Annotated in this window: 14 protein-coding genes; 4 read left to right on the top strand and 10 right to left on the bottom strand. The window is 50.9% G+C overall.

The genetic code is table 11. The features are described 5' to 3' along the window. Window positions 1-93: 93 nt before the first annotated feature. The 3 genes from MMC1_RS08395 to rpmF form a co-directional block, all read right to left on the bottom strand. A complete protein-coding gene (locus MMC1_RS08395) occupies window positions 94-1134 on the bottom strand; it encodes a beta-ketoacyl-ACP synthase III (protein WP_011713302.1) in 1041 nt (346 codons plus the stop codon). Window positions 1135-1241: 107 nt separating this feature from the next. Beyond that, entirely contained in the window at window positions 1242-2294 is a 1053-nt protein-coding gene (plsX, locus tag MMC1_RS08390; protein ID WP_011713301.1) for a phosphate acyltransferase PlsX, read from the bottom strand. Window positions 2295-2486: 192 nt separating this feature from the next. Further along, the gene (rpmF, locus tag MMC1_RS08385) at window positions 2487-2666 is read right to left on the bottom strand and encodes a 50S ribosomal protein L32 (protein ID WP_011713300.1); all 180 of its coding nucleotides are present in this window, start codon (window positions 2664-2666) and stop codon (window positions 2487-2489) included. Between the two features lie 688 nt (window positions 2667-3354). On the opposite strand from rpmF, the gene MMC1_RS08380 reads away from it, so the two are divergent. The 3 genes from MMC1_RS08380 (at window position 3355) to MMC1_RS08365 (ending at window position 7063) form a co-directional block, all read left to right on the top strand. After that, window positions 3355-3795, top strand: a complete 441-nt coding sequence (locus MMC1_RS08380) for a cache domain-containing protein (protein ID WP_011713299.1) — start codon at window positions 3355-3357, stop codon at window positions 3793-3795. A 341-nt stretch (window positions 3796-4136) separates the two neighbouring features. Next, window positions 4137-5456 (top strand): DEAD/DEAH box helicase, encoded by a 1320-nt coding sequence (locus MMC1_RS08375; protein WP_011713298.1) that lies wholly within the window; start codon window positions 4137-4139, stop codon window positions 5454-5456. A gap of 263 nt (window positions 5457-5719) precedes the next feature. Further along, window positions 5720-7063 (top strand): HD-GYP domain-containing protein, encoded by a 1344-nt coding sequence (locus MMC1_RS08365; RefSeq protein WP_041641039.1) that lies wholly within the window; start codon window positions 5720-5722, stop codon window positions 7061-7063. A 199-nt stretch (window positions 7064-7262) separates the two neighbouring features. Here MMC1_RS08365 and MMC1_RS08360 read toward each other — a convergent pair whose 3' ends face one another. Together MMC1_RS08360 and MMC1_RS08355 are read right to left on the bottom strand one after the other, a co-directional pair. Continuing rightward, complete coding sequence (locus MMC1_RS08360) at window positions 7263-7598, bottom strand: LON peptidase substrate-binding domain-containing protein (protein WP_011713296.1); 336 nt, start codon at window positions 7596-7598, stop codon at window positions 7263-7265. A 123-nt stretch (window positions 7599-7721) separates the two neighbouring features. Then, window positions 7722-9602 carry a SulP family inorganic anion transporter gene (locus MMC1_RS08355; protein WP_011713295.1) on the bottom strand — a complete coding sequence of 627 codons (1881 nt, stop codon included), beginning with the start codon at window positions 9600-9602 and terminating at the stop codon, window positions 7722-7724. A gap of 314 nt (window positions 9603-9916) precedes the next feature. Between MMC1_RS08355 and MMC1_RS22365 the strand changes: the two genes are divergently transcribed. Continuing rightward, window positions 9917-10048 carry a hypothetical protein gene (locus MMC1_RS22365; protein WP_265101296.1) on the top strand — a complete coding sequence of 44 codons (132 nt, stop codon included), beginning with the start codon at window positions 9917-9919 and terminating at the stop codon, window positions 10046-10048. A gap of 201 nt (window positions 10049-10249) precedes the next feature. Here MMC1_RS22365 and MMC1_RS08350 read toward each other — a convergent pair whose 3' ends face one another. From MMC1_RS08350 to MMC1_RS08330, 5 genes are all read right to left on the bottom strand, one after another. Further along, a complete protein-coding gene (locus tag MMC1_RS08350; RefSeq protein ID WP_011713294.1) occupies window positions 10250-10930 on the bottom strand; it encodes a hypothetical protein in 681 nt (226 codons plus the stop codon). Window positions 10931-11345: 415 nt separating this feature from the next. Next, complete coding sequence (locus MMC1_RS19905) at window positions 11346-14252, bottom strand: O-linked N-acetylglucosamine transferase family protein (RefSeq protein WP_011713293.1); 2907 nt, start codon at window positions 14250-14252, stop codon at window positions 11346-11348. A 1-nt stretch (window position 14253) separates the two neighbouring features. Then, window positions 14254-16125, bottom strand: a complete 1872-nt coding sequence (locus MMC1_RS19900) for a glycosyltransferase (RefSeq protein WP_011713292.1) — start codon at window positions 16123-16125, stop codon at window positions 14254-14256. A gap of 590 nt (window positions 16126-16715) precedes the next feature. Next, the gene (locus MMC1_RS08335; RefSeq protein WP_011713291.1) at window positions 16716-20066 is read right to left on the bottom strand and encodes an ankyrin repeat domain-containing protein; all 3351 of its coding nucleotides are present in this window, start codon (window positions 20064-20066) and stop codon (window positions 16716-16718) included. A 315-nt stretch (window positions 20067-20381) separates the two neighbouring features. Continuing rightward, the gene (locus MMC1_RS08330) at window positions 20382-21854 is read right to left on the bottom strand and encodes a B12-binding domain-containing radical SAM protein (protein ID WP_011713290.1); all 1473 of its coding nucleotides are present in this window, start codon (window positions 21852-21854) and stop codon (window positions 20382-20384) included. Between the last annotated feature and the right edge of the window lie 787 nt (window positions 21855-22641).

The following is a 22641-nucleotide window of genomic DNA, read 5'->3' as shown; positions in this document are numbered from 1 at the left end:
TGATGCTACCGGTTCGGCAGCACATATTCCAGAATAAACAGAGGGGAGCCAAGCTCCCCCCCACATATTTCATATATTTATCCGACATCGTGTTTACCAGCGCACCAGCACACTACCCCAGGTAAAGCCCCCGCCAAAGGCTTCCATCAACACCAACTGACCCGGTTTAATACGTCCATCCCGCACCGCTTCGTCTAGCGCTAAAGGCACACTGGCAGCGGATGTATTACCATGGCGTTCTACCGTCACGACGACCTGATCCATACTCATTCCCAGCCGCTTGGCGGTGCTGTTAATGATCCGTATATTGGCTTGGTGCGGCACCAACCAATCCACATCGGATTTACTCAGATTATTTGCCTCTAAGGTCTCATCCACGATCTGTTCCAGAGCCATCACCGCGCGTTTAAACACCTCATTTCCGCGCATGGTGACATAACCAAAGCCCTCCAGCATGGCCTGCACCCCACGCGCATCCGTCGATTGGGGTTGAGCATCGCCCCCTGGCACGCGGCTACCGCCATCTGAAACCCCAGTGGTACAGCGCAACAGATCCAGATAGCTGCCATCGGCATAGATATGGGTGGAGAGAATCCCCTGATCCACCGCTTCATGGGCCTCCAACACCACCGCTCCTGCGCCATCGCCAAAGAGAATACAAGTCCCCCGGTCTTGCCAATTGATAATCCGCGAAAAGGTCTCTGCCCCAATCACCAACACCCGTTTAGCACTACCGGCCCGGATAAATTGGTCGGCTGTGGTCAGGGCATAGATAAAACCGGTACAAACCGCTTGGATATCGAAGGCAGGGATACGCGTTTTATCTGCCCCCAAACGTTTCTGCACGATGGTGGCGGTAGAGGGAAAAATCAGGTCTGGGGTTGTGGTCGCCACCAAGATCAGGTCCAACTCCCAAGCTGCAATGCCCGCAGCTTGCAAGGCCTGTTCGGCGGCTTTGACCGCCAGATCGGAGGTCATTTCACCGGGGGCGGCAATGCGCCGCTCTTGAATACCAGTCCGCTCTTCTATCCAGCTACTGGTGGTCTCTACCATGGCCGCCAACTCGTCATTGGTCAGGCGACGCTCTGGCAGGTAGCTTCCGGTTCCGATAATACGGGAACGCAGGGTGCTCATGATAAAGATCCTCTCATTCACCTAGCAGGGATGGTGTTTACAAGATTGCCCAGCCCAGGCCCAGTTGTCTAGTGTTTATAAAACCCATTGCCCGACCTTTGTGTATTTTAAACTGCCGGGTCAGAGGGTTGCGTCCCTTCAGCACGAAATTTAGCAACGGCATCCCGAATACGTTTGGTCACCTGTTTTTCAGCCAGATCCACCGCCACATGGATGGCATGGGCATAAGCAACCGAGTCGGCTCCACCGTGGCTTTTGACCACTACCCCATTGAGACCCAGCAGGATCGCGCCGTTGTGTTTACGGGGATCCATTTCATCACGAAAGCAGCGCAGGGCAGGTCTGGCAATCAGGTACATCAATTTGGTTTTCCAATTTTTGGTAAAGGCTCCGCGCAGATAGTGGGTGAGCATTTTGGCGGTCCCCTCAATGCTTTTTAGGCTCACATTACCCACAAAACCGTCACATACAACCACATCCACCGTATCTTTAAAAATATCGGTGCCCTCGACATTGCCCACGTAGGAGCCGCCGGGGATCAAGGTTGCGGAGCGGGCTTTAAGCTGTTCCCCAGCATCTCGCACCTGTTCGTTACCCTTGGTATCCTCTTCTCCAATATTGAGCAATCCAACGCGCGGGGCGCGCACACCCAACACGGCATTGGCAAAGATCGACCCCATCAGGGCAAACTGGCAGAGGTGTTCCGAGCTGCAATCCACATTGGCGCCTAAATCCAACATGAGGGTCTCTCCCCCAACTGCGGGGATCACCGAAGCGATGGCGGGACGATCAATGCCGCGCAGGGTTTTGAGCACAAATTTGGCGGTTGCCATGAGCGCACCGGTATTGCCCGCCGAGACAAAGGCATCTACTTGGTTCTCTTTAACCAAATTGGCCCCAACCCGCATGGAGGAATCTTTTTTGGTCCGCAACGCGACAGCGGGCTTTTCATCCATCTCCACCACTTCACTGGCGTGCCAAATGCGAAAGCCATCCTCTTCAACGCCCATCTGCTCCAACTCTTGACGGATGCGGGATTCAATACCCACCAAGGTAAAAACCACCTCAGGACGTTTTTTTTGAACTTCCAACATCCCTTCAATGACAGCGCGTGGGGCGTTATCACCACCCATGGCATCCAGAGCAATACGAACGGTCACGACACGACACCCCGTTTATTGGACAGGCTCAAACAAGGAAAAAGCGACCCATAGAAGATAGGGGTGACAGAGTACTCCATCGGCCCAACTGGGCACTACCCCGATCCGGTTCAACCTAAACCGGACCCTCTTCCACAGGTCGCTTTTTTAACTTAAACAGCCCTTGCAGATGGTGCAGGGCGGCACATCGTTTTACTCTTCCATGCTCACCACTTCACGCCCATCGTACCAGCCACATTTGGGGCAAACGCGGTGGGGCATCATAGGCTCCTGGCAGTTGCTACAACTGGTCAGGTTAGGGGCCTTGATGGCGTGGTGGGCAGCGCGGGAGCGCCCTTTGGACTTGGAGGATTTCTTCTTCGGCACAGCCATGGGATTGCTCCTTCTAGGGTACTAAAAATCTTTAGGTAACGTATGGTGCCATGCCAGAGCCTCCGCATCACCCCTTTCTGTGGGACAAAGAGGGCGGTCAGTTGACACAAAGCGCAATGTTTATGCGGAACACCGCTTGGAAAAAAGAAAAAACGTCCCAACGGCCCACTTAAACCCGAAGGAAAACTCTCCAGATCTGCGAGCCGCTAAACGCTTTCCGTATCTGTGGAAAAGACACGATTCCTCATTCCGTAGCCCGCTTTTCTACCACAAACGCTTCCAAGATACAACGATTCTTCGTGACACCCCTGCACTTTTTACGAGTCTCCCCCATTTTGCCCTAATGCCTCCCCCCCCCAACAACGCCTGCGCGCCCTAGCGCAGCCAACACCCAGCTATGGGGTGTTTCTTATCTATACCTGCGTGGTTCATTAAAGGGATCCACGCAGGTACAATGCTACTCTTTATAACCACCATTGGACGGTATAAAGAGACACAAAACCCCAAAATGACACGCTTGATTAAGACAATTGACACCCTTATAAATTTGATTATTCTGGTGCTTATCCGACTCACCACCAAAATGGTGGGCACGCCACCAACCTGTTGGGCAGGGTAGCTAAGGAACAGGTTGGTCCATAAAGACCCTATTTAGAGGAACTGATTGATGAAATATTGGGGCACCATAATGGCTGTCTTGGCCATAACCACCACCCTCACCTTTGCTGCACAGGCCGAAGAGATGGCCACCCCTATGGAAGCCAAAGAACTCACCAACAAAGCCATGGAATTGGTTGCCACACAAGGTCGTGAGACGGCATTTAAAACCTTTGCCGATGCTGCGGGGGATTTTCAACCCAAAGATCTCTACATGTTCTGCTTAGACATGCAGGGGGTCATGATTTTCCACGCCAAAAAGCCACAACTGGTGGGTAAAAATCTACTGGCCTTCAACAAGTATGGCGACATGCTCTTTACTGACATGACCAACCTTGCAAAATCCGAGGGTGAAGGCTGGGTCAACTATCACTGGCCCTACCCTGGCTCGGAAGAGATTAAGGAAAAAGCCAGCTATATCAAAAGCGCCAGCGACCACAGCTTTTACTGTGGTTCAGGTGCCTATAAATAGTGACACACCGCACGGTGGACTAAAACACCCGACAAGGGTCGTTTAGTCCACCGTTTCACCTTGAACCTCAACCTATTTAACCTCAACTTCCCCCCTCTTTCGGCGCCATTAAACCTCCCCCACAATCCATAAAACACCTTTTAAATGAAATTATTATAAACAGATCCTAACTCTGCTAAGCACACCCTAACAGAGCACAGACGCTGGCCGCTTGGTTACTTTTGCTTGACATTTAGCCCATCAGGAGGGATGATCCTGCACCGGACGCAACTTGACAACATTTTCGAGAGAGAGCGCGGCGTTCGGGGTAAGCGCTTCATCTCGTTGTTGAAAGGTCACACGTGTCTGATTTTGCTTCGTTGAATCTTGTTAAACCCCTCCTTAATGCCTTAACTCAAGCTGGTTACACCACCCCAACCCCCATTCAAGCACAGGCTATTCCGCATCTGTTGGCAGGTCGGGATCTGCTGGGCATTGCCCAGACCGGGACAGGTAAAACCGCAGCTTTTGCACTACCCATACTCAATAAGTTGAGCCAAATTAAAGGTCGCCCCGCGCCCAATGCGCCCCGCGCCTTGATCCTTACCCCAACCCGTGAGCTCGCTTCACAAATCGGCAACAGCATCGCCGTTTATGGTAAGCATGTGCCAACCACCCACACCGTTGTATTTGGTGGCGTGGGCAAACAGCCACAGATTCGCGCCCTCTCCCGTGGCGTTGATATTTTGGTCGCTACCCCTGGCCGCTTACTGGATCTTATGGGGGAGCGCCATGTTCGCCTGGATCAGATTCAGGTTTTTGTACTGGATGAGGCCGACCGCATGCTGGACATGGGCTTTATCCATGATATCCGTCGCATCATTAAGGTGATCCCAGCTAAGCGCCATACGCTGCTCTTTTCTGCCACCATGCCCAAGGATATTGCAGAGCTGGCAGAGGGCTTATTGACCAATCCCGCCAAGGTTGAGGTCACGCCAGAATCCACGACGGTTGAGCGTATTACGCAAAAGGTGCTGTTTGTCGATAAACAGAACAAGCGTTCTTTGCTCAAAAATGTGCTTGAGCATGAGTCTATTGAGCAGGTTTTGGTCTTTACCCGCACCAAGCATGGGGCCAACCGGGTGGCGGAGTATCTTGACAAACACCGCATTGCCTCTGCGGCGATTCATGGCAACAAATCCCAAAGCGCCCGCGAAAAGGCACTGGATGGCTTTCGCAAAGGCAAGTTAAAGGTTTTGGTAGCGACAGATATTGCGGCGCGGGGAATTGATGTGGCGGGCATTAGCCACGTGATCAATTTTGACCTGCCCAATGAGTCGGAAAGCTACGTGCACCGCATAGGCCGCACAGCGCGCGCTGGGCGGGATGGCAATGCCATCTCTTTTTGCGATGCTGAAGAGCGCGGCTATCTGCTGGATATTGAAAAGACCATCCGCCAGACCGTGCCGGTTGATATTGACCATGAATTCCATTGCGAAGTGGTTGCCAACGCAGCCCCAATCAAACCCAGCCGCAAACGCAGCAGCGGCCATGGTGCCGGTGGTGGCAATCCCCATGGTGGGGGACATCGTCGCGGCAACCCCAGTACCGCCAGCAAACCACGTCAGCATAGCGGACGTCGCACCCCATCCAGCAAGGGTCGTAGCGGTAGCGTAGCGTAACGGCTTACGCGAGAAAATTACGTAAATTCCAGCCACGGCCCTTCACGCTCCCTGCGTGGAGGGCCGTGGTTTTTTTACCGTGTGATCAACCCATCTTTATTTTGTTCATGCTGCGCCCCCTGCCCTTTACTGGCTACGCCATCGTCACAGGTTTTTGTTAATTTTACAAAAATATACAAAAACTGGTCTCTTTGCTGGTTGCGCGATCTCAAACAATCTTTCATACTCACATCCATAAATCCTATTACCTTGATGTGGACCATATGAACCAAACCTTTGCACCTAAGGTCGATTTTTTTGATGTCGTACAGTCCATATCCAAGGCGTTGGACTATGCTTTCCCCCATATTGTTTCCCACCATGTCAGGGTGGCTTATGCTTCTCTGCGCATAAGCCGCTACCTACGCTATGATCGCCAAGCCGAAGCCAACTGCCTAATCGCGGGTATGCTGCACGATATTGGGGTTCTTTATGAAGGACACTCCGGTGAAGATGCACAGATTGATACGGGCGATGATTGTCATGCCCGTATTGGTTACCATCTGCTTAAAGAGGATGCCATTTTTGGTGCCTATGCCCCCATCATTCGCGACCATCACAGTTTTCAGGCTGGGGTTACTTTGACCGAGCACATCCCCATTGAAGCACAGATTATTAATTTAGCGGATATGATCGACCCACTCATCAGCGATGATCTAGATATGGTGGAACAGCGAGCCGTTGTAAAAAACAAGCTTGAGGCGCTGCTGGCCGAAGGTTTTCCTCCTTATATGATCAGGGCCTACAAACGCCTTATTTTGCAGGATGATTTTTGGTTGGATTTACGCGCATCGGATCTACCGGTCATTCTCAAACAGCAGGTCAAGCGATTTGAGATTGAATTTAATGCAGGCCTGCTGGTAGCTTACGCCCAATTAATGGCCCATTTAGTCGATTTTAAAAGCCGTTTTACATCCACACACTCTAGCGGGGTAGCGGCTACAGCCGAATATGTCGCCCGTATTATTGGTTTTTCTGAAGTTGAATGTATTGAAATTCAGGCCGCAGGTTTGCTGCACGATGTCGGCAAGATCGCCATCCCCAACACCATTTTGGAAAAGGCCGACAAGCTCACCGCTGAAGAGTTTGAGCGGGTTAAAGCCCACGCCTACTATACCAACAAAATTCTTGATGTTATTCAGGGCATTGATCGCATAAAAACCTTTTGCGCCTATCACCATGAAAAGCTCAATGCCTGCGGCTATCCCTACTCTATCCCTGGCGCTCAAATTCCTTTGATTGGGCGCATTATTAGCGTAGCCGACATTTTTACCGCTTTAACCGAGGATCGCCCCTACCGTAAGGGCATGGATGAAGCCAGTGTAAGGTCCATCTTTTGTGATATGGTGGAGCGTGGAGAGTTGGATAATCGCGTAACCCGTGTTTTGATGGAAAACTATCCTGCCATTAACCACTATCGAGAAATGGCCCAGCAACAAGCGCGGGAAGGCTATACCGCCTTTATAAACCGCATCCAAGAGAACCAACTTGGCCCAACAGGCATGGATAGGATACCTGCTCGCTTGATGAGTGATACCGAAGCAAAACCCACAGTTTGGGAGATGTGAGTAAAAACAGCACGTCACCCTCACGACACACCAAGTCGAGGAAGCCCCTTAGCCATAACAGGGAAGAGCCTCAAACGACGCCCCACAACGCCACACCACAATCGCCTCCACTAGGCGTCGCCCATACCCTGTTTATGGGTTGGTTCTCACACCTTCTCTAAGAATGCCCTCGTCTGTCTGCCCTTTGCCGCCAACCAGCTTAAGCATTGTGTAGGGGAGAGACCTTGCCCATCAGCAGGCCATCCTCCATCACCCAAGTACGCTGAATTTTGAATCCTCGCTCACCGAGCACGGTAATACCCAACAGCCCATCGGGCATATTTTGAAAATCCACGATAGAGGCCAACATGCCATGGGTTTCTATGAGGGGAATTTCACCGGCATCACTTCCGGAGATGATCGGTACAATACCAAAAGCAGAGGTTTTACCGGCCACTTGGCTAATCATTTTCAGATAGCGGGGTTCAAAGATGCGTAATGCCAGCTGTTGGCCAGGCTGCAAATGCACATGTAGGGGAAAAAGGGGGATTTCCATGTGTCATTATCCCAAAGCTGTATCAAACAGATTGCTCATTTAAGCCTACCCTGTTAAAGCGTTGCGGGTGGTAAAAAACAAGGGATCGGCCTCATGCAACCCGCCAAAGCCCCGCTTTGGCGCTTATGGGTCGCTGAGGGGCACCGCCTTGACAGGCTGCGGTTCTGACGTGCCATCGGCATCATTTTTGGGTTTGCTCGCATAGGGGCACTCCATGAACACCTGAGCCGGGCACTTTTCACAGATCGCGCCATCCAGATAGTGGGAAACGATGGTACTAATCGCCTCCGTTTTCGATTGGAACAGGTGATCTTCGCGGATGGTCTGTATGCAGCCGCTACGCTTAAACATACCGCGCACCTGCTCTTTTATATCATAGAGGAACAGGTGCCCCCCTTGTTCACGGCGCCGCACCGACTCACGCAGCAGCAGCTCGGCACCGGAGAGGTCCGTAAAGTTGATTCCGCTACCAATAACCAACAGATTTTTTTGGTGCGCTTTTTGTTCCAACAGATCCTTTAATTTACTCTCAACGTGGGGCACCGAGCCATAATAGAGGGAGCCATCAATGCGCAAAATTTTGAGCTGTGGGCACTCGGGCAGATCGGGATCGGTGACAAACATCCGCCAGGGGGAATGGGGGTTGGGTACTCGCGAGACCACGCGCGGGTGCGAGGTACGGTTAAGGTAGAATAAGAGTGACAGCATAACCCCAATATAGATGGCAAACTCCAACTCCAATAGCAGGGTTGCCAGAAAAGTCACCAGCATGACGGCTAAGCCACCGCGGGTTGCGGTAAAGATTTTATGAATGTGCTGAAAATCAATCAGGTTGTAAGCAACCTTTAGAATGATTCCCGCCATCGCGGCAATGGGCAGGTGGGCAGCCAAGGGGGCCACCAGCAGCACAATCAACATTAACGCAAGAGAGGCAAAGATGGCCGACATGGGGGTTTTTGCGCCGGCGCGATAGTTGACCCCACTGCGGGTGAACGAGCCCGATGCTGGATAGGCTGAAAAAAAGCTACCCACTACATTAGAGAGCCCCTGCCCCACGAACTCTTGGTTACCATCCAGGGTTTGGCCCGATCTCAGGGCCACCGAGCGGGCGATAGAGACCGCCTCGATCAAGCCAAGCAGAGCAATAGCGAGAGCACCAGAAGCGAGTTCCCGCACGATTTGCAGATCCCATTGCGGATGGGAGAGAGGGGGAAGATGGCTGGGAATTGCCCCGACCAGGGTAATGTGATGCGCCTCCACCCCCAGCCCTGCGGCAAACAGACTACCTACGATCATCGCCAGCAACATATCGGGCCATTGGGGACGAATTTTTTTTATCGCCACAGAAACCACCAATGTCACCAAGCCAACGGACAACACGTAGGGGTTGATATGGGGCAGTTGATCGGCCAGCGACTCCCAAGTGCTGATAAAGGTAGAGCTATCACTCAAATGCACACCAAACAGGTGTTTCATTTGGCTGGTCGCAATGAGCAGTGCGGCACCGCTGGTAAATCCCACCACGGCGGAGTGGGAGACGAAGTTGATCAACCCCCCCAGTTTAGAGACGCCCAAGCCAAATTGAATCAATCCCGCAAGAAAGGCCAACGTCAAGGCCATTGCGATATAAGGCGCACTCCCTGGTTCTGCCAAGGGTGCCAAGGTGGCAAACACCACAATGGAGATGGCGGTGGTAGGGCCGGAGATAAGATGGTGTGACGAACCAAACAGCGCGGCGATCACCGCAGGCACCATGGCCGTATAGAGCCCGTATTGTGGGGGTAATCCCGCAATGGCCGCAAAGGCCACCCCTTGGGGCAACACCACCACCGCCCCCGTCAAGCCCGCGAACAGATCTTGGCGCAAACTGGCGCGTGTGGTGGTGCGCAACCATTTAGGCAATTCGGGCTTAGGCAGATATTTAAGAAGCTTCATACGCTTACTAGTGAAAACAGTTTGTGGCTCAGCCTCACTTTGGGTCGTGGCGGCTTGGGGTGCAGACATAATGGAAAGATCCTCAAATTTTTAACTCAAAGGTAGCACGCAGGGGCAAAAAGGGCGGCTACATTACTGTTTTGCCACACAAGAGTGCAAAAAAACGACACTTGGCTTTATACCTTTATATGCACGTAAGGTATCTATTTTTTTACTGTAAAAACAGCTTGATCCCCGCATACTCAAGGGGCATTGCCCAAGGAGATTATAGAGTACGCACATTGAACCCCTATGGGTAGCAAAAATCATAGGTTGACATAAATATCCATCTCTATATATTAGCCATTTCTAATAATGAAACCTCACCGACATGGGAGTATATCATGGAAGAAAAGCGCGGCCTGCTCAATTTACTCGGCAGTGACTACCTGCCTTGGACCATTGTGGTTATCGGCATTTTGATGGTTAGCTGGGCCACTTTCCTGGGCGACATCATCATGGGTCTGTTTTCTTAATCGAAAACGCTTGGTGATTTGTGCCGGGACGCTGAAAAGCCCCCCAAACGTCTATGCGCGTCCCGGCCCCCTCCCCTAATTGGCCACGGCACTGGGCTCCCTATGGCCGACTCTAACGGGCTCGTAGCGACACACGCGCCCCTCTTTGGCCAAGCCATGACACCTATCCCCTCGCCTTAGTCTGCCCGCTTGGTTGAGCGCTCATGCGGCTTGTGTGCTTACGCTTGCTTGGGTGCCTGGCCGTGACGCCATCTCTGCTTCAATGACGGCGATATGTGCTTGCTGCTGTGCTGTGAGCGGTGCAAAAGCCTGGTTTAATTGAGCATTAAGCATATCAAACAGGTCATCCAACTGAGTTTGTTGCTTCTCATCGGGTTGAAGCTCTGCAAAAAGTTGTTGGAGCAGCTGGTTGAGGGATTGTAGCCCCTCGCTCTGCTCTTGCCGTTGCTGGGCGGCCACACATCCCCCCCGGCACCCCGAGAGACCGGCATCCTGTTGAGAGGCTACCCTCGAAACAACCTCGGAGGACCTTTGCATAGCCTGTTGCAACAGACCCTGTATCTGCTCAAACAGCGAAACAGCCTGCTCGCTCTGTGCCTCCGATGGGTTAAGGCCGCTCAACATCTCCTGGAGCTGTTGGTAGCCTTGCCCCATTTCACTAAGACTTTGCAAGCGGCGCTCTGGATGGGTAATCCCGCTAAGTTCCTGGTAGAGGTCATCGAGCTGCCCCATGGATTGGGCCGTGGCAGAAAAGGCAATAATTTCCGTTTGGCGATAATGAAGAGCGGCACTTTTTGCCGCTTCACCGGTGTTACGGCTGCTCACCATAGCACGGCTATAGGAGATTGAGGTCATTTGATAGGCTTGAATCTGAAAACTCATTATTATTCTCCAAAAACAAGGTTGTAGCTCAGACCAACAGCCAGCCGCACCCGATATAAAGAGGCTTAACACAGCGCCGCCCAGCAGCCGCTGATCCAAGATTTGCACAACTCACGCCAAATAATTCAATTTTTCTTTCATTTTTTCAAAAATCTCTTCCAATAACCCTTCTAGCTCATCTTTGTTATCGTTTATGCGCGGTTACTCATAGGGGGGCTTTTCTAAGAGGACAACTCAGTTCTACCCACATGACGCCCCACATGGGGCCTAGACGCGGCATGCCAGAACAAGAGGGCAGCCACGCACATCCCAGCCAAACATGGGGCAGATGACCGGCCATCGACCCAGAGGCACCAACGACGCCGTTAGCATCACCGACCGGCGGTCTGCTGCATCTGCTCCGATCTGGTAGCCCTTACTCAACATCCTGATAGCCCAATAGGCTAAGAATCTGCTGATAGTCGCTATTTTCTTGGAGTTGCCTGTGTAAGCCAGCCTCTACGGGGCGCCGGGAGAGTGGTTTTATCTGTTGGGCACCACGGGTGCCGATGGTATCCCCCGTGATGTTTGTGTAGCTCGCCCAGCGCTGTTGATAACCGGCATCAAAGGGTATCTCCAGCTTTTCACACATCTCTTGCAGGCGGGCATCAGGATCGACGGTAAAATCCTCATAACGCACAAAACCGTGATCGGCACACAGTTGGGCAAAGCGCCGGTATCCCTCCATATAGAGGGATAGGGAGACCGACACGCCAGCGCCCCCTTGCTGGGCATACTTAACCAGCGAAAGCCACTGATCCAGAGGATGGCGGGTCGTAAAGAGGGAGCGGACGCGGAAGCGCTTGGATAGGGTTTCGGCTAGCGTTAAATGCCACTGCGGACGCCGAAAGGGGTAGCCGGTAAAGTCGACGTGCGTCCAGTCTCGAACCAACAGGTTGGCGTTGCGATGCTGAGCGGCGGCATGGATCTCCTGCATCGCCTCCAAAAAGGCCTCTTCATCATCCCAGGGCATGCTCTCGGCACGGTTGGCATCGCCAACGGCGTACCACTGGTGGGCTTGCTGGCGTGGATTGAAGCGATGCACACCTCTGGGATTAATTTCACTGAGTAGCATGGCCTGTTCCATGCTGCCCAGGCATTTGCAGATCAGGGTGCCGCCACTTCGGGCCAGATGGTGGATCAACCGAAGAGTGGGCTTTTTTTCAGCCGGAGCCAGATCCATCCAGTAGGCTGGCTGGGGGGCGCTGACCGTGGGGGTTGCGCAGGCCATCTTCCAAATCTGGCGAAAGGCGTTTTCCAGGTTGCGGGTAAAACCGAGCTCATCACGCAGCGGGGCGTTTTGCATTTTGTGACGGATGGAGCCGCGTAGCGTGCGCAACCGTTTGTGATCTTGGGCCAGCCCCACCACCAAATCTACAAACTGTTTGGGGGTAGAGGCCACCAATTTGTGCAACCCCACTTGATGCAGCAGCGAGCCGCCAACCCGATTTACATGATGATCCCCCTGCAAAGTCACCACGGGAACCCCCATCCAGAGTGCCTCGCAGGTGGTGGTGGTGCCATGGTAGGGAAAGGTATCCAGGGCAATATCCACCTGATTATAGAGATTGAGATGCTCTTCCAAGGTATCGGTTACGCCCATGCAGCGAATGCGTTTGCTGTCGATGCCAAGGCTTTCAAAACGCTGAAGATAGTCATCCACCACCGCTTGCGAACCAAAACCGCCATTTTTTAGCAGAAGGGTCGCTTGGGGCAGTCGGGTTAAGATTTCTGCCCACAGGCGTAACACCTCATGCCCCATTTTCGTAAGGGTATTAAAGCTGGCAAGACGGACCCCTTGGCCCGTGCGAAGTTGCTGGTATAAAACCTTAGGCGCTTCATCTGGGGGACGGTAACAGTGGAACCCGTGGGGGAGATAAATGGGGGTTTCCGACATATAGCGGCCACCTTCAGACTCGGGATCGCTGATGGTGTCGGTCAATCGGTAAGCCATCGCCTCCAGGCCAGTGGTGTCGGGATAACCGAGCCAACTCACCTGAACCGGGGCGGGTTGCAGCGCAAACAGCGCCAGTCGATTACCGCCAGTATGGCCGTTGAGATCCACCAAAATATCGATCCCATCGGCCACAATCTGTTGAGCGACCACACTGTCGGTCAAGCCAAAGATCTCTCGCCAAGCTTGCGCCCACCCCTGTAAACGCTGGGTGGTGGCATCCCGCACGGGGCTGTTGCTATAGCCGTAAAACGCGAACGATTCACCATCATGGTGTTCAAAGGGGGCCTCCAGGAAAAAACTGACTGGGTGGCGGCGAAAATCACTGGATACAAAGCCAATTTTTAAGGGTTTATGGGGTTCTTTACAGGGCTGGTGGCGCATGCTTTGTTGGCTCAAAGCCTCGGCAATCAGGGTTTGAAACAGCCGATGTTCATGGTAGAGAGCCTTCGGGGAGGTGCTTAGATAATGTTGCGCAAAGGCCAGATCGCTTCTTAATCCTTGATGGCTGGGATTAAGACGCGCGGCCTGCTGCATCTGCGGCAAGGCTAGGTCGGCTCTTCCCAAGTCCAGTAGAATGGTGGCATAACCATAGCGGGCGGCAAAATGGTTGGGCTGTTGCGCCAAAATCCGTTGAAACACCGATCTGGCCTGATGCTGGCGGTTTTGGCTGCGCAGCAGATGTCCATAGAGGATCATCATCTCTGCGTGATCGGGGTTTTGCTGGCAGAGGGGCTCTAATATGGTGAGGGCTTCTGTATGGCGTTTCAGGGTGGTTAGGGTATTGGCGAGACCAAAGCCTGCCTGGGTAAAGCTGGGGCGCCGTTGCAACGCCTGTTGATAGCAGACCAGGGCCTGTTGCAGCTCCCCTGTACGGCTCAGAAGGTTGCCTAGGTTAAGCCACGCCTCTGGAATATTCTCGTTCAGTGCCAAGGCTTTGCGGTAGGCGCTTTGGGCCTGTTCGGTGCGTCCTTGCGCGGCCAACACGACCCCAAGGTTAAAGTGGACCAGCGGTTGATTGGGCTGCAACTGCGCCCCGCGCAAAAAGAGCTGTACCGCTCTCTCCAATCTGCCCTGCTGCTGATAAAGCGTGCCAAGTGCAAGGATAGATGGGTAATGTTGCGGATCTAAGGCCAAGGCCCGTTCAAAAAAATCCACCGCCTGTAGGGGCTGCCCTGCGGCCAACAGGGCGGAGCCGATGCCCTGCCAAGCTGCCACACTTTCGGGATGCTGGGCCAATAGATTTTGATAGCTATTGATCGCCTGTTGCAGCTGGCCCTGCTGAAGATAGGCTTGCGCCTGGGATAGTTGGGCGGCGGGGCTCTCCATATTAAACATCCTTCCAGATAAAGACCACGGCATTGGCGTAGGGAAAGGGGCGGCCATAAGCCATTTGAAAGACACCGGGGTCCTGACTTATCCCCCACCGTGGCAGTTGGTCCTGGCCCACGCGAAAGCGGGGATGCGGAAACTGAACGAAGGGGCCTTCCCCCAAGCTTTGGCGCACAAAGGCAAACCAGTTGATCTGTTTATGACGTTTAAACAGATGGTGTTGAAGCTCCTGATTGACCCCCATAGGGACCGAGAGAAAACAGGCGTTGGCGTCGTGGAGGATCCGTTCAAACAGACGCACCGCCTTGCCCGATTCGGCTTGCAAGCCATAATCCCCCAGGCCTACATGCTCTAAGGTTGAGATGGAGAGCACATTTTTACCCCGATAATCGAGGGTTTCAGCGTCGACACGCTGACAGCCGGGAAAGGGGTCTGCCCAATCGATCACGGTATGGGTGGTCATTCCAAAGTAGGGCAAGACCGCACCGACTTCGATAAAGTTTTCGACACTTAAGCACCAACGCATGGCCAGTGGTATCTCTACGCCCCGCTCTGAGCTCACCCCTTGGGGCAGTCGATCTTTGCTCATGGAGAGGTTACGCAGGGCATCGGTCATGAGCATCTCATGGGGATGGACGCCAAAGCGGGAGAGTTCTTTTTCACTTTGCGCAGGGGTAGAGCGCTCTATTGTGTGCATTGTTTGGGGAGATACCTCGCTGGTATTGGGAAACATAACGTCCAGCAGGCGCTCGACGATACGCGCCCAACTGTACTGTTTCGCCACATAGTCAGGCCCCTTCGTTAGGGCGAGCTGACGTAGCGGGTAATCTTCCACGCTGCGCAGCATATGCTGGGTCAGGACTTGGGGGTCTGCATAAAGGTTGAGCACCGGGTCATTGCCCATCCACTCATGTTTCTGCACGCTGGGGATGGTCAGTGCCGTCTCTGCCAAGATAAACTCATCGGTGGGCCCACCTGCTGTGCAGATGACTGGCAAGCCACAGGCGATGGCTTCCAGAACCGGCATATTAAATCCTTCTGCTTTGTAGGGAGAGAGATAGAGATCCGCCACTTGATAGAGTTGGGCCAGATCGGCAAAACTTTTTTCCCCACCGATGTAGTGGATGCGTCCCTCAACCGCCTGTTGCTCTTTGGCGGAAAGATTTTTCAAAATGCCCTGTAGGCTACGGTCGGAGCCATACATGGCACTTAGACCTTTTAGCAGCAATCGCACGTGGGGGTGTTGGGTCGCCACGCGTGCGAAGCTCTGGACCAGCTTATCGATGCCTTTATTGGCGGTCATGGCACCGATAGCCAGAAAAATCAGCGCCTTTTCGGGCAAGCCCATCTGTTGGCGTAAGGCGGCTTTTTGATCTGCGTTCACGGGGTGGAAAATATCCACATCGACACCAAGGGGCACCACATCGATCCATTCTGCGGGTGCGCCACAGCGCACATAGCCTTGTTTGGACCACTCTGAGGGGGTCCAGATGCGGCTGTTTGGTGTTGCGAAGATCTCGCCGAGGGTGCGCGAGCCCTTGAGCTGTTGCGGATGGATAAAACCGGCGGTAGCGTTGCCAAAGACCCAAAGGCGCTCACTGTTGGCGGTGGAGAAATCAAAAGGAAAGCCGATGCGCAGGGTGACTTCACAGGCTTGTTTTAAGGGCTGTTGTGGGATAGCCTTTAGGATAGCGTTCTGTTTGGGGGTGAAGAGGTTATCTACTTCTTTCCAATGGGGAAAAGCCAGCGGCACGGGGCGTTGGGAGAGCGTGACATCTTGGCGTTTAGCGAGTTCGAGGCAGAGGAATTGATGGATGACTGAAAAGGAGTGGGGTAGAGAGAGCCATCCTTCGACACAGAGTGATTTCATTTCCAGCCTCTAGCAAGTAAGGGATAGAGATCATGTTGAGCCCTCTTTGTAGAGGTTTTAGCCCTGTTTGTGAAGGGTGATCTCTTTTTTTTGTGAAGCGTTTAAGAGGATATGGCTGTTTAACTTAGAGGGATTCCCAAGCCATGCTCCCTTGAGAAGATGGCTTGTATGCCCAAGGCTTGCAAGAAGTTATCTGGGGCTGAGCGAAAGGAATGAGCAGGCGATCTCGAAGAGCAAACATCAGCAGCGGCGAAACAATCTGGAGAGGATTCCTGTTGCATTGGAATGGCTTAGGGTCAGAACCGTCAGGGTTTGAACCGGATTCGCGCTAAAGGGAAAGAGAGCTCCGCGCATGGATTCGTGCCATTTTCTTGGTCATGAACATGGAAGTGCAGCTCAGGTTCTGTTTGCTCGAAAAGGGTCCACCTTCTACGCCATACAGAGCGTTCTGGACATCCTGCGGCGGTTCGTGTCATGGTGTGCGCTCATCGGCGATACGTGATCAATAGGCCCATCGTTTGCTCGGTAGCGGATGCTGACTTTCTCAAGAAATCCCCAGCCATATATCGCAAGAATATATGACTTTAGATTTATGCTCCTGCCATGCCACGGCTCGCGTCCAATAATAGCTGTGCTATTTTCTGATTACCACTCTGCTGGGAAAGAGTCAAGGGCGTCATGTTATCTTCATCTCGCTTATGGATATCTGTTCTTGGATCACACAACAGAGCGCTAACAACCTCCTCATGCCCTCGGAATATAGCGAGATGAAGGCAAGAACCACTGAATATTTCCGAATTAGGGTCAGCACCCTTCTCCAACAACAGCTTCACCATCTCTACATGGCCTTTTCTAACCGCCATGTTAAGCGCTGTTCTGGAGTGATTTCCTCGGGCATCAACATCTACCTTGCCACTGGCTAACAAAGCTTCTGCGCATACCAACTCATTTTTTATAGCTGCAACATGTAGGGGAGTATTCCCATCCTCGTCGGCTAGGGTAGCATCGGCCCCCTTCTCCAACAACAGCTTCACCATCTCTACATGGCCTTGTATAACCGCCATGTTAAGCGCCGTTAGGATGTGTTCTGCTCGGGCATCAACATCTCCTTTGCCACTCCCTAACAAAGCTTCTGCGCATGCCAACTCATTGTTTATAGCTGCATTATGTAGGGGAGTATTCCCAAATTCATCGGCCAGGGTGGCATCGGCCCCCACAGCCAACAACAGCTTCACCATCTCTACATGGCCTTGTATAACCGCCATGTTAAGCGCCGTTAGGATGTGTTCTGCTCGGGCATCAACATCTCCTTTGCCACTCCCTAACAAAGCTTCTGCGCATGCCAACTCATTGTTTATAGCTGCATTATGTAGGGGAGTATTCCCAATTTCATCGGCCAGGGTGGCATCGGCCCCCACAGCCAACAACAGCTTCACCATCTCTACATGGCCTTGTATAACCGCCATGTTAAGCGCTGTTCCGGAGTGTTCTGCTCGGGCATCAACATTTACCTTACCATAGATTAACAAGGCTGCTGCGCATGCCAATTCATTGTTGCCAGCTGCAACATTTAGAGGGGCCTGCCCAGCCTCGTCGGCTAGGGTGGCATCGGCCCCCACAGCCAACAACAGCTTCACCATCTCCACATGGCCTTGCATAACCGCCATGTTAAGCGCCGTTAGGATGTGTTCTGCTCGGGCATCAACATCTACCTTGCCACTCCCTAACAAAGCTTCTGCGCATGCCAACTCATTTTTAAAAGCTGCAACATGTAAGGGAGTATTCCCAATTTCATCGGCTAGGGTAGCATCGGCCCCCACAGCCAACAACAGCTTCACCATCTCTACATGGCCTTGCATAACCGCCAGATGGAGCGCCGTACTGGAATGACTTCCTCGGGCATCAAGCTCTACCTTGCCACTCCCTAACAAAGCTTCTGCGCATGCTAATTTATTTAATGCGGCTGCAATATGCAGGGGAGCATACCCTTTCGCGCCGGCTAGGGTAGCATCGGCCCCCTCTTCCAAAAGATATTTGAGAATGTCATCACGCCCTGAAAAAATTGCTACATTAAGCCCCTTCGTAATAGCTTCAGAAGCAGATTCATGATTGAATAAAGATATAAATTTTTCTACAATCGCTTCACAACCTTGTATACATGCCACTAAAAAACAATTTTCAACAATATATTTTTTAAAATCAAGACGTGATGATCCATTTTTCTGAGAGACCGTTTCACCAAATAACCAATCTATTATATCTAGCAATGTTTGACTGCGTTTATTAATAATTGGTCTAAAGGTATCCTGCGCAAGTCGTGTGAAAAAGCTGACAACCTGATTAATTTCCTGCTCATTTTGGTCGAGGTCCGCCAAATCTAAAAGTGCTTCACGCAGCTTATTTGCCAACATCATATTACGCGAGCGAACATGCTCTAAAAACAGAAGAGAAAAAAACTCCCCCAAAATGTCTGGCTCAAGGGGAGGGAGTGAAAAATTACCCCGGCTAGAAGCCCCTACAAGATTTGCGGCAATGGCCTTACTGGCCTCCATGTCTACATTCTCATTAAAAATCTCATGCTTAAAAAGATGCCCGACCGCCTTTGAATAATTCTCCGAGCGCGTTATGGTCATCCAAAGCACAAGAATCGATGCATAAAGCCCATCATTAAAATTCTTCTTAAGCCATGGACAACGTTCCCATGAGGCGAGAGAGGACTCAATCAAGTCATCTATGTCAAGGTTTATATTTTCCGCCTCATTTGTAGGACCATTACCCTTTCGCAGCGCTTGCCCAATTAAGGTTAAAAAGAGAGGGCGGCGTAATTGCTCATCTTCTTCCAACCTCTCTGTTACAAACACAGGAACATCAGCCCGATGTGAAACATCCTGAATAACCCAGCAAGATTCCTTTAAGGGTAATAGTTCCAAAGACATGGCTTGCTTAGAGTGAAAGCTCTGAGTAAGGAAATCGAAATCACTCTGGGAACCCATATCTTGCCATAAGGGATCTATTTTTAAATTCTTTAAGTCGTCAGGAAAGCTTCTCTCAATCAATAATACACGCACAGGAAAATCAAGGGGGGAGCTCCAATTTTGCATACCCGCTAAAATGAGCAGAAACGTCTTAAACAAATCCTGCCCATGCGTTGATGCATAATCCACAACAATTAAGGTCGGCATGGTCGGACACCAACCAGCCCAATCAAACGCCAGGCTATCCAAAAAACCGGCATGCCAACCCAACGCCCTGTCTTTTATAAAATCAAGGACCAAACGCGTTTTGCCTAAACCGCCACCACCTTTAATAACCCACCATGAAAAAATAGCCCGTTCACATAAAAACGCATCCAGGCTATCCAAGTTACTTTCGCGCCCATGCAGCCGAAAAGGGCTTGTTCTTGCTCTAAGTTCCCAATAAATCGTAAGCTCATCGCCCGCGATGACAGGTATTTTGAGCGACAACGGCAGAGGGCTCTGTCCCTGCGCCAGAGCCTTTTCGACAGCAGATGATAGATCCTTAAAGGCGTCACCAAGAAACTGCTTAAACTCCTCAAGGTCAGCCTTAGGGTCTTCATCGACAAGTTGAGCATTACTCTCGGTCAAATCGGACAATTTCTGTTTTAAAGAACCTTTAATTTTTTCTTTATGAGAATATAAATATGATATAAGATGTTTTAACATCCGGTTATTAAACCCTTTCAGGGAGCTTTGTAGCGCTTTTCCCCCCTTTTCAAAACCAGGCACTAATATCCACCAATAAATAGGACGCCACAATAGCCTAGGCCCACCAAATTCATTTTTTAACTCATCAATTAAAATATTTGCATTATTTTTCTCTTTTAATTTTTTTATTAACTCCGCATCCAAAACAGCTTCGAAAAGTATGGATGAGATCTCTTCTAATTGATTTTTACTTTCCGTTGTATCCTCTTCTGCCATTGCTCCATCCTTACCTATGATTTAAAAAAATAATAACGTTTAAGCCTGGTTACATATAGGCATGATCTTTTCCTTCAAGCGTGCGCCTATCCGAATCTGCTGCACTCTCGACAGGTACCGCACCCACGCTACACCATGTGAGTGATCCTATCCTTTATCGTCATCGCTTACAACACACGTATTAGAGAGAGTAAAATAACAGATATGCTAGCACTCAAGCCGCTTTTTTTCCCGCACAACGCTTTTAAATAACCATGCCTTTTATCAAAATCAACAAAATAACTTTATTTTAAAACGCTTACCTCTATTGATACTCTATTTTTTTCCTCCGCTACGCAGGCCAAAAGCCAAAAACAGGGTGTTTAGCAGTGATCGGATGCCCATCCCCTTGGCCATGGCTAAGCCAGATATGGCGTAATAAAAAGTACGGTTTGTTGGGAAAAACCGTTCCAAATTTTTATGAAAAAGCCAAAGCACAAACCGTCCTGGCAATAAAATGATCAACCGCATCAAAATCGCCCAACGGACCTGTTGGTCAGAGGCCTCCTGGTTTAATATCGTACCCCGAAAGCTCTGCTCACCAACCAACGCATTGGCCATGATGGCATCGTAGTTTTTTTGGTCTAAATACCCTTGCTCCAGAGCGTAACGTGTCAACTGTGAATCCGGATAGTAATTCAAGAAAAAAACCATTAAGGAATCTATCTTATTTTCCACATAAAATTCCAACGATAACCCTATATCCTCCCTGGTTTCCCCTGGGAGATTGAGAATATGGTCCAGTGAGACCATAATTCCAGCATCACGTAGAAGGTTAACGGCACGAAGCACCCGCGCTTCAGGTTCCGGGCGCTGAAGCACCCTTTTTTTGTATTCCGTGTTGGCTGTTTGAAACCCCATCAAAACCCCCTTGCAGCCAGATTCAGCAAGATCTTTGGCTATTTTTTCATTGATTGTGGGGGGAAAGGCAAGGCAGTAATATGGCAAGCCAATCTCTTTGACATAGAGTCGCTTAAATTCTGCTAACCAGGACTCTCCAGTGATAAAAAAATCATCATAAAAAAAGATTTCCTTGAAAGGTCTGCGGGCTAACGTGGCTTTGATTTCATCCAGAACTGAGCGCACATCTCTTTTGCGGATTACCTTTTCCCCTGCTGGGGTCACAAGGCGGGAGTTGGTACCTGCTGAGCAGTAGGAGCACTTATAGGGGCAGCCACGACTTGATATGACATACATGGCGTGGGAGTCGTTGGGATACAGGGTGCTATCCTGAAAGGGTAGGGCGTTAAGATCATCCAGATAGGTGGTCATGGCATTTTCAACCGAACCTCCTGCCCCATCCCGATAAATGATGTTGGAGATCTGTTGATGTTTATTTATGACCATCGCCTCTACCAACGCAACAATTTGCGGCTCTGCTTCTCCTCTGTAAACAACATCGCAAGCGGTATCTGGTATAAATAGCTCTGGACACAAAGTCGGCAGAACCCCTCCGACCAAAATGGGGATCGAACTTGACTCTTTTAGTTTTTTAGCTAACCGTTTATAGAATTGAAAGTTGGGTGACCAAACTGAAAAAGCGATTAAATCCGGTTTTTTATTAAGCACAGCCGTGCAAATTTTATCAAAATTAAAATAGTTTTGCGGGTCCACGTAGATATCGGCATGTGCGCTTTTGGTGAAAAGGTAGTTGCATAACTCTACCTGATGCCCTGCTGCTTTGAGTACGGCAGAGAGATATTGAACACCAAAATTAAGTGAAAAATTATCAACAAAAACAATTTTCATTGAGTTAGCACGCCTCGCCATTTAGGAACATGGAGGTATAAAACAACCGAAATTATCCTAGTGTATAACGCCCTTCGGGCGAGAGAAGCAAGAAGGCCGCACTTTTGCTTGTTGCTGACTTCAAGCTGATTGGATTCTATCATCTGCTCCACGATGGAGACGACCTCCACTCCCTGTATCACACGTAAGACAATTTTTCAGGAAAATTGGGCGACTTTTTTCACCCTCTCCCTTGTCTTGGTTTGCGTGGCCTATATTGTCTTTGAAAAGCAATGAATGGCCGTACGTGCGATGGTTGATGGTGCCGATCCTTTGTCTGTCCTGAACATCCATGGGCAATATGCCACATCCCCGTGTCATGGAAAAGCAGTTTTTGCTCTGTCTGAAGAAAGGTCCACATTGACCAGAGATAGGGCTAACCTTTAATAGGCGCTCGAAAGAAGGGAGAGTGGGAACCGTTTAAGTCGGATAAAATATGCTCCAAATAATTGTTGTCATATCCTATTTACAGACCCTTCCGCCGTACCCTTTGTTTGACGTCCAAAATTTTCTGGGCCGTGCTGGGCGGGTAATCTTTTTGCCTGTTCCAGTGTTGCCCTGTGTTGGTTGGTGAGCGTTTGGTGGGTTAAAAACAGCCATAGAGATAGAGATAATCTGCCTTGCACTGGTTATGGCGTCTATCCGGTTTTTGACTGTCAAAGCTCACCATTGTGAGGGTGCTGCGCCCTCATTGATACCCCGCATGCTAGGTGATCGCATTAAGACAGATCGCCGTGATTCTCAAAGC

It is taken from the genome of Magnetococcus marinus MC-1 (genome assembly GCF_000014865.1).
Classification (GTDB): domain Bacteria; phylum Pseudomonadota; class Magnetococcia; order Magnetococcales; family Magnetococcaceae; genus Magnetococcus; species Magnetococcus marinus.
This window is presented reverse-complemented; position numbering and strand designations above follow the sequence as displayed.